Below are 12,709 nucleotides of genomic sequence, written 5' to 3' on the forward strand. Positions count from 1 at the left end.
CTTTTAATAGACATGATGCGTTGTTAATATTTTATCATAGTATTCATCGATAGCGATGCTTTTTCTTCCAGCAGTTTCTGTCGTATAAAGTTTATAACTAAGTCGGGTATCGGAAAGGTCTGAATACTCTTTTATGGATTGATTGGGCTGAGGATTTTTGAGATAGAGGTCAAAAATCTTAGAGATAAGATGCGTGCTTGTTGGAAATTTAAGGCTATGGATCGGTTTATTGTCAAACAACGCTTCCATGAGCAAACTTTTTTGCATTAAAAGAACTGAAAAATAAGCCGAGTTCGCACGAGATTCTTTGGTTTGATTTAAAAGGGTGATAGGACCGCTCAATCGATCGATTTTATCTGCTTTAAGACAAGAAAACGCATACAACGAAATGTACGCCTCATCATTTTGATGATACGGAAAACCCTGCTGACCCAGATTACACGCTTGCATGTAGTTGCCTTGCTGGTAAAGATCAAATAAGCGGCGACCTGCATCGGCAGATACTGTGTGTAGCAATACGATAGATAAGAAAACTAAAAATTTCATTTAAATGTACCCCGCTCGATGGAATCAAGCAGTGCACGGGCTGAATCAGAATTGGATTCTCCAATATAGAGTTGCAATGTTTTTTTAGCTTGTTCTACTTTTCCGAGTTTCATAAGAGATTTTGAAAAGATGATCCAACTTTCATCGATTTTATTGTTTATTCCATTGGTTTTCAATGCAAAGTTATAAGCATCTGCATAGTTGCCGTGGTCATAGTAATATCGAGCGATAAACAGCCCTAGATTAGGATTGGAAGTCTCTTTAAAACGACGCTCGACACTTTCTATATCAATTTTAGATTCATTGTTATGATTGAGAATGACTTGCTTATCACTCGGAGTAACAATAGTAGATGGAGTAGGGGCTTTTGGTGGAGGTTTTATTGTGGACGAATCGGGAACACTCAAAACTTTTGTTACCGGAACGCTTTGCGGGATCGATTTTGATACTGCTGGTGGGGTACTTGGTATTGCAGGCTCAGGAACAGCTGTTTCAAAGGTTTTCACAAACTCCATTGAGGGTTCAAGAACGGTTGATTCTTCTTTATTGCTATCTGCAAGGGTAGAAGTTTGATTAGCAGTATGGATCGAGAGTGAAGGGGCTTTTTTAATTTCAGAAACTTTTTCTGCATCGAGCCATATTATAGGGAGGCTGATAAGCATTATGATAATTAAGAATACTCCTGCAATATAGGGAAAATACGCTTTTATTTTGTATTTTATCCAGCGCCGTTCTAGACTGCGAACATCAAGCATGAATCAATCCTGTATGGATGGCCGCCATTTCAATCCATTTTGATTTGAGTGCATTGTATTTTATGGCAGCTGGGTTGTTCTCTTCGTACCAGTAATAGAGGGTGAAAAGGGAAAAGAGTAGTTTATTGGTATCTCGATAATTCCCTTTTGTTAAGGAGGTGATTAATTTCATATTTTTATCGTTAAACATATTGGCTACGTCAAAACAGTTTGCTTTGAGAAGTTTTTTTTGAACATAGACTTTTAGCTCTTCGGCTGTTGCGTTTTGCAGTTCGATACTCTCCCAAATCCGGGTTTGAAAATGTTCTTTGGCAATGATATCTTCTTTATCCGTTTTATGAAGTGTAATAACAAATTTAATCGCGCGAGCATCAGAGATGAGACGAATTTTTTCCATTAACGATGCACTGTACAGTTGAGCTTCATCCAATAAGACGATTGGTACTTCAGGATATGCAACCGCTTCGGCTATTTCTAAAAATCGAATCAGCGTCATGATCTCTCTTGGAGAATGTCCGAATATGCGTTGTGCTAATACCCGAAGAAAATCATCCTCATCGACAATCGGGATGTCGAACATCAAAACCTTTTGTTGTTTCGAGAGATCGTGATGAAGTTTATGTAACAGCATACTCTTACCGGTTCCGGGTTTGCCGTAGAGTAGAATCATTTTGAGCGGTTTTTGTACCGAGTTTTTTAACGATTGATACATATGAGAGACACTGTCAATCTGGACGTAATCGCGAGGGTTGACTACATCCAAAAAGAGATCACGGGGTTTAGAGAAAAGAGAATTCTCCATTCGCTATTTGCTATCCTCTTTCATTTCAGCTATTTCTTCTTGCTGTTGTTTCGCAAGTTCTGCTTTTTCAAGAGACTCTTTTTCCATAGCTGTGCCGATATGGGTATAACCCAAATCGGCGATTTTCAAATTAGAACCGTCTCGTTTAACGATATGCGGTTCGATGACAAGCACCATCTCTTCGGTTTTTTTGGTAACACCTTCTCGTTTGAAAAGCATTCCAAGACCGGGGATATCACCTAAAAGAGGGACTTTATTGGAAGAAACATCATTTTTGGTATTGATAAGCCCTCCCATAATAACGGTACTACCGTCTTTCACGGTTATTACAGATGAAATTTGACGACGACTCAAATCCGGCGGCATAGAGCGTGTAGAATTATCGGTTGATAGTTGGCTGGCTACATCGGATATGGATGGATTGATACGTAAAGTAATACTTCCGTCATTGGCAATTTCAGGAGTGATGTCAAGCAATACGCCTGAAAATACAGAACTGACTACTTCAGAAGTGGCTTGCTGTCCTGTTGTTCCGCCTGCGAGAGTGGAAGTGCTTGTCGTTTTATAAAAAAGCTCTGTTCCGGAGGTGATAAGTGCCGGTTGGTTATTAAGAGTTAAAATTTTTGGGTTGGAAATAGAATAGACATCTCCTTGAGTTTTGAGAAATTTTACGACTTCACTGATACTGGCTTTCGCCCCCAATTGAAAAATACTCATATCTTTATTGGCAACTCCTGTAACAGCAGTAATCGGTGAAATGATTTTACTGGTGCTACCGCTTCCACTGCTACTGCTTGTCCCTGTAAACGTATTAACATTATGTGTATTGTACTGGTTATATCCGATATCAATATTTTGTAATGCATAGATTTGTGACCAGTCAATACCAGTAGTACTGCCATCTGAGAAAACGACACTGTACATTTTTACATCGATCAATACTTGCGTTTGCATTTTTTTCTGTAGATCATTGATGTATTTATCAAGCCGTTGGATTTGTTTTCCTGTGGCTGTAACGGTTATAAGTCCTGCTGCTTTATTGATATAAATATTGTGAGGATCTTCACCGTTTTGTCCACTCACATTATTATCGTTTGCAGACAAAGAGGTTTGTTTCTGTCGGTAACTATCTTCTGGACGACTTAAAATATTTTTGATTTCACGATCGAGTTCATTCCAAAACTTGACTTCATCTTTGGATGAAATATTTGTCCCTGATTCGGAAGAAGAGCCTGAACTAGACCCTGATGACATTTGTTGACTACCACTTGCTGAACCTTGCCCAGCGATATTCCCCGTATTTGAACTGAGGCGAATATTGGTACTGCCTGTCCCTTTGCGTTCACCAATAATATAATCAAGCTGATAGGTTTTAGTTGTGAGATATGAGACTTTCAGAACATTGTTTTGTAGCGTATATTGAAGGTTGTTCTCTTTTATAATCAAATCTAACACTTCATTAATGGTTAAATTTTTTAGAAAAGTTTTGTTCATCGGTTTTTTCAATATTTCTTCTGCCTGCTCATCCGTGACAATGACACTCATCCCGCATTCATCACTGATTTGGTCAACAAACTCTCCTACGCTTGTCCCTTTAACTGAAGAGATATTGAAAAGCTCATACGTACAATCTGCTTGTAAAGAAGGAGTTAAGAGGGCAGCCGTGGCAATGGATAACATAAACGCTCGTGCATGGTGTTTAACTACAGATGTCATGATACTTTCCTATTGAGTGATGATTTTAATATTGTTATTTTGTTTTGTTAAAAACAAAATTAGTTTTTGATCTTTTTTCCCGATTAGTAGAACAGAATTGGGCTTGATCTCTGCAAGTGAATACATTCGAACGGTGTCTCCGGTTTTATACCACTTTCCATTAATGAGTACCGATTTATTCATAATGGCAAGAAGACGTAAAGGTTCTTCCACAATTTTTGGTACAGATGGTAGCTTGTTTCCTAACTTTGGAGGCGGAAGGAGTCCTAATGGACTTTTTTGTAGCGGCGCGGGCACTTTCATTTTCATTGGATCTTTCAATGAATTAATGAACCCGTCTGCTACGCCAACGCGAGTCGGGAGAATTGCTAAGATTTGTTCATCAACCCAGGCTAATTCTTTATCATTTTTTGGTCCATTTGTAACGACGGTTACTGTTGGAGAAGCAATGACAGGGGCATCCCCGTAGAGAATAACGGTTGAAATCAAGGTTAACAGGAGGTGTTTTTTCATTGTCGTACAATCCCCCATACTGAGATATTTAGATCGCCTTTGAGTTTTTCATTTGCAGTGATATTAAAATCGTGCAAATCAACAACTAACTGACTTTGTTCGAGTGCATTGATGAATTTTAATGTGTTTTTATACGGTGCTTCAGAACTGATAGCAATATCGAGAACATGACCAAATGAACTGTTGTCTGTTTGTAATGTATTTCTGAATTTGGCCAATTTGACTTTATTATCACGGGCATAACGCGATATTGAGTCTAAGTAAGCGCCCCATACTTTTTCGTCATAATACAACGATGAAATTTGTTCGAGTTGCTCTTTAATATAAGTGTTGTACTGGATATAAAGAGCATGCTGATGTTCTAAGTCAACGGTTTGCTGCTCTAATTGAGTAATTTTTTCTGGTGGATTCGCAGCTAAGTATTGCTTGTCTATATTTAAATCTGTCTCAACCCGAACAGCTTTTTCATGGGACACTTTGAAACTTGCTTCCGCACTTTCCCAAAGCATTAAATACGAAAATGCAAATAAAGATGCAAACATGATAATGAAAAGCATCATTTTGTCGCGATCACTTTTATGTGATAGCGATTGATCTAGAGTGTAAAGGTAGTCTTCAATTTGTACTTTCATTTGATTACCGCCTTAAGTTCACTAAGGTAAGATTTTTGCTCTTCATCATAGGAAATGAGTTCGAGATTAAAGGTATATTGATTGCGTTTGGCATCTGTCAAGTGTTTGAGTAATGCCGTAATATCTTGTGTGCTTGAGGATGTTAGACCAAAAGTAAATACTTTAGTATTATTCAGATCTTCGGTATAACCAATGGTTTTGAGTTGTACACGATACTGATTGAAACTCCGTGTGAAATCAGCCAAAATCTTGGCTTTCATCGGATAATCTACTTTTTTCTCATGAACTTTCACCAGAGTGTCTTGTTTTTGTTTATATGCCGATTTTTGTTCGTCCAAACGTGTCTGTGCTGCATTTTTATTGGCGAGTTTTAGATTAACTGTTTGTTCGCGGGTTGTTTTTTCAATGTGCGTTTGCTCATACTCTTTGGTTAAAACGGCATGATGGAATTCTTCAACATAAGAAAGTCCCCAATATACACCCGGATAGAGCAAAGCTGCAGCCAATGATGCTGCTGTGACAAGAATCAGCTTCCCGCTGTCACGTTTTGCGAATGGAGGCGGGCGATGGAAAATAGTAAAATTGCATTCGTAGCGTTCATTCGCTTCGAGTCTTCCGTAAAGGTGCATCAGCTGATGTATCTGATCTACTCTTTGCCCATTGGTATTAAAACCAAAATCAAAATCAAAGGAAGCCGTTTTGATTCCCAGATAGGTTTGTGCATATTCATCGAGCCCAAGAACTTTTCCGGCTCCTGTTCCTATGAAGATTTCATCAAATTTTTTGATATCGTACGCTCTTTTTGCATACGTCATAACATCGCTGATATGAAGGAAAATTTCACCAAATAGTTTAATGAGATTTTTTTGATATTCAGGATTCGAAGTGTTCAATCCTTCATCCGCGATCATTGTTTCAAACGAATTAAGATCGATTTGTTCGCCTAAAAGTTCACAAAAGCGTTCATGCATTTGTTTGAGAGAAAATTTAAGCGATTTGGCGTAGATAAACTCTTGTTCGTTATAGATACAGAAAAAAGCGTCATTTTCTTGAAAATAGATGTAACAATGAACATCGGTTGATTCGACAAGACCTTTGACATAGAGGGATTTAAGTAGTAAAGGAACAGGGACGATTTGATCAATATATTTGAGTTTTTCGACCGAAGGGGAAAAATCTTGTTCCAAGTTGAGCGGATCAACTACGAAAACATGAAAAAATCGATCCCCTTCGCTACTTCTGTTAATGGCTTCAATATATTTGATATGGTACTCGATAGCCATATCCAATGCGAGTTCTTCATACACTTTGTTTTCAAGTGCATCGTAAACATCGTCTTCGGGGATATTTTTACTAATACCGATGAGTGTCGATATGAACCCTTTGGTATTTAAAAAAGATACGGCATATTGTTCTTTTGAAAATGCAGGAGAAGATGTCTTGGAAATAGTATTGAACGTTCCAACATAATAATCACCTTTATAAGGGTTTGCTGATACGATCGTTGAATAAGTTTGCTGTTTGGCTTTATTCATCCTCTATCCTATTTAAAATGTACCAAAATCATTCCGCAAAAGCGATTTTGTTGGTAAAACTCGATCCTATAACTCTTATTAGAGGTATCAACCGCGTATTTTGAGTCTAGATCTTTCAATTCTATTTGGACGTTACTTTCATCTTTTAGTCCATTTTGGGTAAAACCGATAATGTTTACTCTTGTCTCTTTCTCTGCATTGAGTACTTTAAAATCGGCACTTACCCAAAAATCTGTAGCCAATTGGATTTTTTCCAATTTTCCATCTACCGATACAGTAACCGTTTCCGAACAAAATTCTTTTACATGATAACTCGGGATAAAAGTACTTATCTTTTTGTTACCGATATAAATATCATATTGCCCGTTATTCTTTTGAATATTCCCCAAGGGATGGGCAAATTTGAACTCGTTCTTATCCGATTGTAGCGGAATGAAACTTAAACTGTTTTTTAAATTTTGTAGATTTAAATAAAAATCGTTGTTAATAGTTAAGGTTCCATAATCGTTGAGTAATTTTTGGATGGTTTCTATATTTAATTCAAATGGACGTTCATATTTAATGCCCATTAAGTTCATGTAGCATTCAATGGCACGCAATTGATAGAAAACTTTTTCATGCAAGGTTGGAAGATGTTTGCTTGTTTCTATGGCAAATGCCGGTTTGTTATGTGAAATCGCAAAAAAGGTTAATGAGTGCTGCATAGCCTCATCGTCTGAACGTGTATTCGTATTACGTACATCAAAGAAATGGTGGTCTTCGATTAATGCGTGATTGAGCTCATAGTTGACTTTCGAAGCAATTTCTTTTAAATTTCCGTAAGGATGCTCAGAATCAAGTGAGCCTTGATCGATAACACAGGTTTGTCCCCAAGCATTTGGATTAAAGATGGTATTAAGGTGTTCCTTTCGATAAAAACCATGACCGTCATGAAGGTTTAAGATTAATCCTACTTGTTTTTGCGTAATAATTTTCTGTATCTCACGCACACTCTCAAGATCGGGATCATTTGGATCAATATTGGCAAATTTGCGATTCATATCACCGTTTATACCGCGATTATTTTGTTGAATGCTGGGCCGATTCAAATCAGGTATAATCCAAAGATTCCCTTCATTAATAGTGTAATAACGGGCTAAAATAGCCGCAGAAAAGTACCCTCCCGGTTCATTTCCATGTATTCCACCAATGACAAGCAATGTTGGTGATTTGAGTGGATCGGTCTCTTTTTTAATAAAATTAAAAGGGAGAGCATAAAGAGAAGTCATGAATAATAACGAAAGAAGTACGGAAAAATACATGAATTATTCTTCCGTTAGGATCGAGATCGATTGATTCGGATTGAGCCGAACTAAAAGCGATTTTTCTCCTTCAAACTTATGGCTATCACTAATATAGAGTTGATTGAATGTTACCCAAAAAAGGTTTCGTTTTTCACCCGGATAAGGGATGATATTGAGGTGATCCAAAAGAATGGATTTATCCTCGTTTTTGCTAAAAATCCGTTCTTTATAGGCTTTGAACTGCGCCAAATTCATCCCGTCAGCTCGTTTGAACGAAGGGTCATAGGAAGCTAGATAGGTATCAAGATCATTATAGGTCCACGCATATTTCCATTGATGTAAACCGGCGATAATTGCGGAATATGAGGATGGACTTACCCCTTGTTTCAATGAAGAATCAATGATTAAAAGGGTGTTGGCTGGATTAATGGTTTGATCAAGCTGTATCAAATCGTTGTTGTTGATGGCGATACACCCTTTTGTGAAAGGGTCGCGTGTTCCGCTCAAAGGGACACCATGAACCCATATTCCAGTACCGTTTTTTCCGCGGATACGGTCATAAAGATTCGGATACGACGTTACGAATGCCATCGGTCCGTAAAACGGGTCAACTTGCCGTTTTCTTTCAACGAGAGTATAAATGCCGATAGGGGTTTTAAGATCACCTGCAGCAAGTTTATCTCCTGCATTTTTTCCGGTAAAAGCGTTGAACCGTTTTTTGAGTGAAAAATGTTTTTGGGCATCAGGCATATAGAGCTCCAAAATTCCCTTGTCTTTGCTGCATGCCAATAATGAGCATGTGCGTTCAAAATAACCGAAGCGAAGGTCTTTATTAAAAAGTGTCCCCGCCCAATACGATGGGATATTCATTTGAGAATCAAATAGTTTTTTTCCGCCGCTTTTGTAAAACATAAGACTCTCAGCAGAGAAAAGAGATGTTGCCAATAAAGAAATTAAGAGAGGTTTTACCATTCGTACCCTAAGTCTGTTAGAAATTTTTTATCACTTGTCCACCCTTTTTTAACAGAAACAAAGAGTTCAAGGTAGACGGGTTTTGAAGCTAAGCGTTCGATTTTTTCGCGAGCATTTTGTCCGATTCGTTTGATAGCAGCTCCCCCTTTTCCGATAATGATCCCTTTTTGAGAATCTTTTTCGACGATGATGGTCGCGCGAATATGCTCAATAGGCTCATCTTCATCAATTTTATCAATAATTACGTCCGATTCATAAGGGATTTCATCGCTGATATTATCAAAGATTGCTTCGCGGATGAACTCTTTGTATATCGTTCGGATCATCTCGGTCGTGATATCTTCCGGATCATAAAGATAAGGTGATTCCTCTAGGTGTTTTACGATGGTATCCAGTAGATCTTTTTTCCCGACATTTTTGTTTACCGACATAGGTATGAGAGCTAAAAAATGGTCGCTGAAACGGTTGTATTCTCCAATTTTTTTTAGGAGATCAGCTTGTGAAATTTGATCAATTTTACTTAAAACAATGATATGTTTGCGTTTATCGGAATTGAGTTCCAAAAATTTTTCATAGTGGATCGTTTTGTCGGATGCCGGCGCGAGATAAACGACGAGATCACAATCACCGATAGCTTTGAGTGCTTCTTCTAACATATATTGGTTAAGCAGTTTTTCTGCTTGGTGAAGTCCCGGAGTATCGACAAAAATGATTTGATCGTCATTATGCATGACGATCGCATTGGAGCGCTTACGTGTAGCGTTCGCTTTTTGGCTTACAAGGGCGATTTTTTCACCCAAAATCCAGTTCATTAAGGTACTTTTACCTGCATTTGGACGTCCGACAAGAGCGACGAAGCCAGCTTTATTCATTTTTATCCCTTTAAAGAATATATCGTGCGAGGTCTTCATCCTCTACGAGCGGTTCTAAGATTGTATTGACCATGGTTTCTGTAATGTTGATAGTGCAGTTATGATACGAATGCGCATTAAAACTGATATCTTCCAATACTTTTTCTACTACCGTATGCAGTCTGCGTGCACCGATATTTTCTGTTTTTTCATTCGCTCTTTGTGCAAATCGAGCCATAGCCAAAATAGCAGCATTATCAAAGGTCAAAGAGACATCCTCAGTTGCAAGAAGTGCTTTGTATTGTTCCAATAATGAGTTTTTCGGTTTTGTAAGAATGAGACATAGGGCCTCTTCATTAAGCGGTTCAAGTTCAACCCGTAGAGGAAATCGACCTTGCAGTTCAGGAATGAGGTCGCTTGGTTTGCTTACATGAAATGCACCTGCCGCAATGAAAAGGATATGGTCTGTTTTGATAGAGCCGAATTTAGTCGATACGATACTTCCCTCTACAATCGGGAGCAAATCACGTTGTACACCCTCTTTGCTCGGGTCATTTCGTCCGTCACTACGAGAACTTACAGCAATTTTATCAATTTCATCGAGGAAAATAATCCCTCCGTCTTCGGCTCGTCTAAGGGCTTCTTGCTTGATTTGATCATAATTGAGAAGTTTCTCGGCGGCTTCTTGGCGTAAAATTGTTTTTGCTTCAGCGATGCGAAGCTCTTTTTTGCTTTCTTCTTTTCCAATAACAGAAAACATTTTGGAGAAAGATTCTTGGACACGGGCGATTTCAGGAGGCATATTTGTATCGTTAAACTCGATACCTCGTGAAGAAATTTCTATTTCAACCAGGTGCTCATCCATTGTACCGTTAAGAATTTTCTCTTTTAGTTCACTTTTCGCAGACTCATACTCAATTTTTTCATTATCGGTTGCGAAACGGGACGGTTCGCGAAGGAATTTTTGACTTAATGTTTCTGTCATGTAATGTTCAATTGCTTCTTTGTTGTGTTCATGATGTTCCGCTTTCACCATCGATAATGATGTCATGACCAAATCACGAACCATCGATTCGACATCGCGTCCGACAAAACCAACTTCAGTGTATTTACTGGCTTCAACTTTGATAAAAGGGAGCTGCATCATTTTGGCAAGTCTGCGGGCAATTTCTGTTTTACCGACTCCGGTTGAACCTATCATTAGAATGTTTTTCGGCATGATCTCATCTTGTAACGCTGGATCAAGCTGTAATCTGCGGTATCGGGTTCGAAGGGCTAGAGCGATTGTTTTTTTTGCGGCATTTTGACCGATAATGTGTTGATCCAAGTAGTTGACGATGTCATGAGGGGTCATATTCATCCGCTTATCCGAGCGTGAGCGTTTTGATATTATGGTTGGTATAGATGCATAAATCGGCTGCGATGGAGAGACTCTCTTTGATCAATAACTCTTCATCCAACGTCGAGTGTTTTCTGAGTGCTCGAGCCGCTGAAAGTGCATAACTTCCTCCGCTTCCAATCGCCGCTATTTCACCATCTTCAGGTTCTACGACATCTCCGTTTCCGGTAAGGATAAAAATATGCTCTTGGTTCAGTACAATCATCATTGCTTCTAAACGACGAAGAACTTTATCTTTTCTCCATGCTTTGGAAAAATCGATAACCGCTTTGATAAGTTCGCCTTTGCGATGGGCTAAATGCTCTTCGAACATATCAAAAAGGTTAAATGCGTCTGCCGTAGAACCGGCAAATCCGGCCAGAACTTCACCGTTGTGAAGTGTACGGATTTTGGTTGCGTTATTTTTCAGGACGGTTTGACCGAATGTGACTTGACCATCTCCGCCGATAACGGCTTTGTTCTTCCCTTTATAGGCTAGGATGGTCGTTGCATCAAACATTCAGTTACTCCCCTTTAATTTCAAGGTGGAGTGTCGCGTGGATACCGTGGCCAAGTTTTAGATCAAGATCATGTAACCCTGTCGTTTTAATCCCATGTTTGGCATCAAGTTCTTTTTTATCGATCTCAATGTTGTGCTGAGCTTTTAATGCATCGGCAATCTCATCTTTTGTGACTGCACCAAAAAGGTGACCGGTATTGCCGAGTTTTTTCGTAATGGTCACTTTGATATCAGCGAGTTGGGCTTTGATAGCATTGAGACGCTCAATTTCTGCCGCTTCGTGGGCTGCTTTTTTCTTTTGTTCCGATTCGTATTTTTTTAATACTTCATTGGTTGCCGCAAGTGCCAACCCTTTACCGATCAAAAAGTTTTTGCCATACCCGTCAGCAACATCTTTGATCTCTCCGGCTTTTCCGACACCTTTGACATCTTTGGTCAATAATACTTTCATTTTAATCCTTAGTTAACCGCGAACGATTTGTCCGCCATAAGCAATAATCCCGTGCGCAAGATTGGAAACTTTTGCATATCCCATATCAGAAAGAATTCGTTGGCAGTGAGCACTACGGCTTCCTACATGGCAATAAACAATGATATGCTCATTTTTGTCCAATTTTGATTCGTTCAGTGTTTGGAAAAAGCTGCTGGTAGGAACTAATACATCAGCCCCTGCGATGCGGCCCATTTTCCATTCCATCCACTCGCGTACGTCAACAATTTTGAATGTGACCATACCGAGTTCGCGAGCTTCTAAGAGCGCCGTTAATTCATCACTGTCAAGATCACTTTTATGCAAAAGCATCTCGCACTCTTCTTTGGTCAATCCGCGTGAGTGTTGATGGGTAACCTCTTCGATTCCCATTTCCATACGTACCGACGCTGCATATTCCGGTGTACAGAAAATTTGGCAATGACATACTCCCTCTTCAGGGATCTCTTTTTCGATTGCTGTCGTACATGGACACATTCGGTTATCGGTACTTTGATATTTCCCGTCTACCTCTTCAACCATGTAACATGGACAGAAACGTTTACCGTACATCATTTTATTACGAGTAAGACCGAGCTGTACTCCCTCGTTTATCTCGTTTTGCGGGTTATAAACCCAGTTAAACTGGTTAACAACTTTATCGGTAAATTTGACTGTTTTTTCGAGTTCCGCTTGGAACTCATCGGAATTCATATCTATTTTGATGATGCTCATGG

General features: G+C 39.0%; 14 protein-coding genes. All 14 read right to left on the bottom strand.

Annotation, left to right across the window (positions count from 1 at the left end):
- Positions 1–3: 3 nt before the first annotated feature.
- From CJD30_RS04365 to CJD30_RS04430, 14 genes are read right to left on the bottom strand one after another with little or no spacing between them, the layout of a single operon-like run.
- Positions 4–546 (bottom strand): hypothetical protein, encoded by a 543-nt coding sequence (locus tag CJD30_RS04365; RefSeq protein WP_294916669.1) that lies wholly within the window; start codon positions 544–546, stop codon positions 4–6.
- Entirely contained in the window at positions 543–1,301 is a 759-nt protein-coding gene (locus CJD30_RS04370; protein WP_294916672.1) for a CDC27 family protein, read from the bottom strand. The genes CJD30_RS04365 and CJD30_RS04370 overlap by 4 nt, the downstream gene beginning before the upstream one ends.
- The gene (locus CJD30_RS04375) at positions 1,294–2,103 is read right to left on the bottom strand and encodes an ATP-binding protein (protein ID WP_294916674.1); all 810 of its coding nucleotides are present in this window, start codon (positions 2,101–2,103) and stop codon (positions 1,294–1,296) included. The genes CJD30_RS04370 and CJD30_RS04375 overlap by 8 nt, the downstream gene beginning before the upstream one ends.
- Positions 2,104–2,106: 3 nt before the next feature.
- Positions 2,107–3,819 carry a pilus (MSHA type) biogenesis protein MshL gene (gene mshL / locus CJD30_RS04380; protein WP_294916676.1) on the bottom strand — a complete coding sequence of 571 codons (1,713 nt, stop codon included), beginning with the start codon at positions 3,817–3,819 and terminating at the stop codon, positions 2,107–2,109.
- A gap of 9 nt (positions 3,820–3,828) precedes the next feature.
- Entirely contained in the window at positions 3,829–4,332 is a 504-nt protein-coding gene (locus CJD30_RS04385; RefSeq protein WP_294916679.1) for a hypothetical protein, read from the bottom strand.
- Positions 4,329–4,964 carry a hypothetical protein gene (locus CJD30_RS04390; RefSeq protein WP_294916681.1) on the bottom strand — a complete coding sequence of 212 codons (636 nt, stop codon included), beginning with the start codon at positions 4,962–4,964 and terminating at the stop codon, positions 4,329–4,331. Before CJD30_RS04390 ends, CJD30_RS04385 begins: the two co-directional genes overlap by 4 nt.
- Positions 4,961–6,499 carry a hypothetical protein gene (locus CJD30_RS04395; RefSeq protein WP_294916684.1) on the bottom strand — a complete coding sequence of 513 codons (1,539 nt, stop codon included), beginning with the start codon at positions 6,497–6,499 and terminating at the stop codon, positions 4,961–4,963. Before CJD30_RS04395 ends, CJD30_RS04390 begins: the two co-directional genes overlap by 4 nt.
- A gap of 8 nt (positions 6,500–6,507) precedes the next feature.
- On the bottom strand, positions 6,508–7,800 hold the full coding sequence (locus CJD30_RS04400) for a M99 family carboxypeptidase catalytic domain-containing protein (protein WP_294916686.1): 1,293 nt from the start codon (positions 7,798–7,800) through the stop codon (positions 6,508–6,510).
- 3 nt (positions 7,801–7,803) lie between these two features.
- Positions 7,804–8,754, bottom strand: a complete 951-nt coding sequence (locus CJD30_RS04405; protein ID WP_294916688.1) for a L,D-transpeptidase family protein — start codon at positions 8,752–8,754, stop codon at positions 7,804–7,806.
- Entirely contained in the window at positions 8,748–9,626 is an 879-nt protein-coding gene (gene era, locus CJD30_RS04410; RefSeq protein WP_294916691.1) for a GTPase Era, read from the bottom strand. Before era ends, CJD30_RS04405 begins: the two co-directional genes overlap by 7 nt.
- A gap of 10 nt (positions 9,627–9,636) precedes the next feature.
- Entirely contained in the window at positions 9,637–10,965 is a 1,329-nt protein-coding gene (gene hslU, locus CJD30_RS04415; protein WP_294916693.1) for an HslU--HslV peptidase ATPase subunit, read from the bottom strand.
- A gap of 4 nt (positions 10,966–10,969) precedes the next feature.
- The gene (gene hslV / locus CJD30_RS04420) at positions 10,970–11,503 is read right to left on the bottom strand and encodes an ATP-dependent protease subunit HslV (RefSeq protein WP_294916695.1); all 534 of its coding nucleotides are present in this window, start codon (positions 11,501–11,503) and stop codon (positions 10,970–10,972) included.
- A gap of 4 nt (positions 11,504–11,507) precedes the next feature.
- On the bottom strand, positions 11,508–11,954 hold the full coding sequence (gene rplI, locus CJD30_RS04425) for a 50S ribosomal protein L9 (protein ID WP_294916697.1): 447 nt from the start codon (positions 11,952–11,954) through the stop codon (positions 11,508–11,510).
- A 12-nt stretch (positions 11,955–11,966) separates the two neighbouring features.
- Positions 11,967–12,707, bottom strand: coding sequence for a ferredoxin-thioredoxin reductase catalytic domain-containing protein (locus CJD30_RS04430; RefSeq protein WP_294916699.1), 741 nt, complete (start codon positions 12,705–12,707; stop codon positions 11,967–11,969).
- Positions 12,708–12,709 lie beyond the last annotated feature (2 nt).

Origin of the sequence: Sulfuricurvum sp. PD_MW2, from assembly GCF_002633015.1 — a bacterium.
Classification (GTDB): Bacteria; Campylobacterota; Campylobacteria; order Campylobacterales; family Sulfurimonadaceae; genus Sulfuricurvum.

What these genes read in the sequence shown, in the direction of transcription:
- hslV (WP_294916695.1), bottom strand. Translation starts at nt 11,503, where the DNA reads ATGTTTGATGCAACGACCATCCTAGCCTATAAAGGGAAGAACAAAGCC.
- CJD30_RS04430 (WP_294916699.1), bottom strand. Translation starts at nt 12,707, where the DNA reads ATGAGCATCATCAAAATAGATATGAATTCCGATGAGTTCCAAGCGGAA.
- CJD30_RS04365 (WP_294916669.1), bottom strand. Translation starts at nt 546, where the DNA reads ATGAAATTTTTAGTTTTCTTATCTATCGTATTGCTACACACAGTATCT.
- CJD30_RS04395 (WP_294916684.1), bottom strand. Translation starts at nt 6,499, where the DNA reads ATGAATAAAGCCAAACAGCAAACTTATTCAACGATCGTATCAGCAAAC.
- CJD30_RS04370 (WP_294916672.1), bottom strand. Translation starts at nt 1,301, where the DNA reads ATGCTTGATGTTCGCAGTCTAGAACGGCGCTGGATAAAATACAAAATA.
- hslU (WP_294916693.1), bottom strand. Translation starts at nt 10,965, where the DNA reads ATGAATATGACCCCTCATGACATCGTCAACTACTTGGATCAACACATT.
- CJD30_RS04405 (WP_294916688.1), bottom strand. Translation starts at nt 8,754, where the DNA reads ATGGTAAAACCTCTCTTAATTTCTTTATTGGCAACATCTCTTTTCTCT.
- CJD30_RS04400 (WP_294916686.1), bottom strand. Translation starts at nt 7,800, where the DNA reads ATGTATTTTTCCGTACTTCTTTCGTTATTATTCATGACTTCTCTTTAT.
- mshL (WP_294916676.1), bottom strand. Translation starts at nt 3,819, where the DNA reads ATGACATCTGTAGTTAAACACCATGCACGAGCGTTTATGTTATCCATT.
- CJD30_RS04375 (WP_294916674.1), bottom strand. Translation starts at nt 2,103, where the DNA reads ATGGAGAATTCTCTTTTCTCTAAACCCCGTGATCTCTTTTTGGATGTA.
- era (WP_294916691.1), bottom strand. Translation starts at nt 9,626, where the DNA reads ATGAATAAAGCTGGCTTCGTCGCTCTTGTCGGACGTCCAAATGCAGGT.
- CJD30_RS04390 (WP_294916681.1), bottom strand. Translation starts at nt 4,964, where the DNA reads ATGAAAGTACAAATTGAAGACTACCTTTACACTCTAGATCAATCGCTA.
- rplI (WP_294916697.1), bottom strand. Translation starts at nt 11,954, where the DNA reads ATGAAAGTATTATTGACCAAAGATGTCAAAGGTGTCGGAAAAGCCGGA.
- CJD30_RS04385 (WP_294916679.1), bottom strand. Translation starts at nt 4,332, where the DNA reads ATGAAAAAACACCTCCTGTTAACCTTGATTTCAACCGTTATTCTCTAC.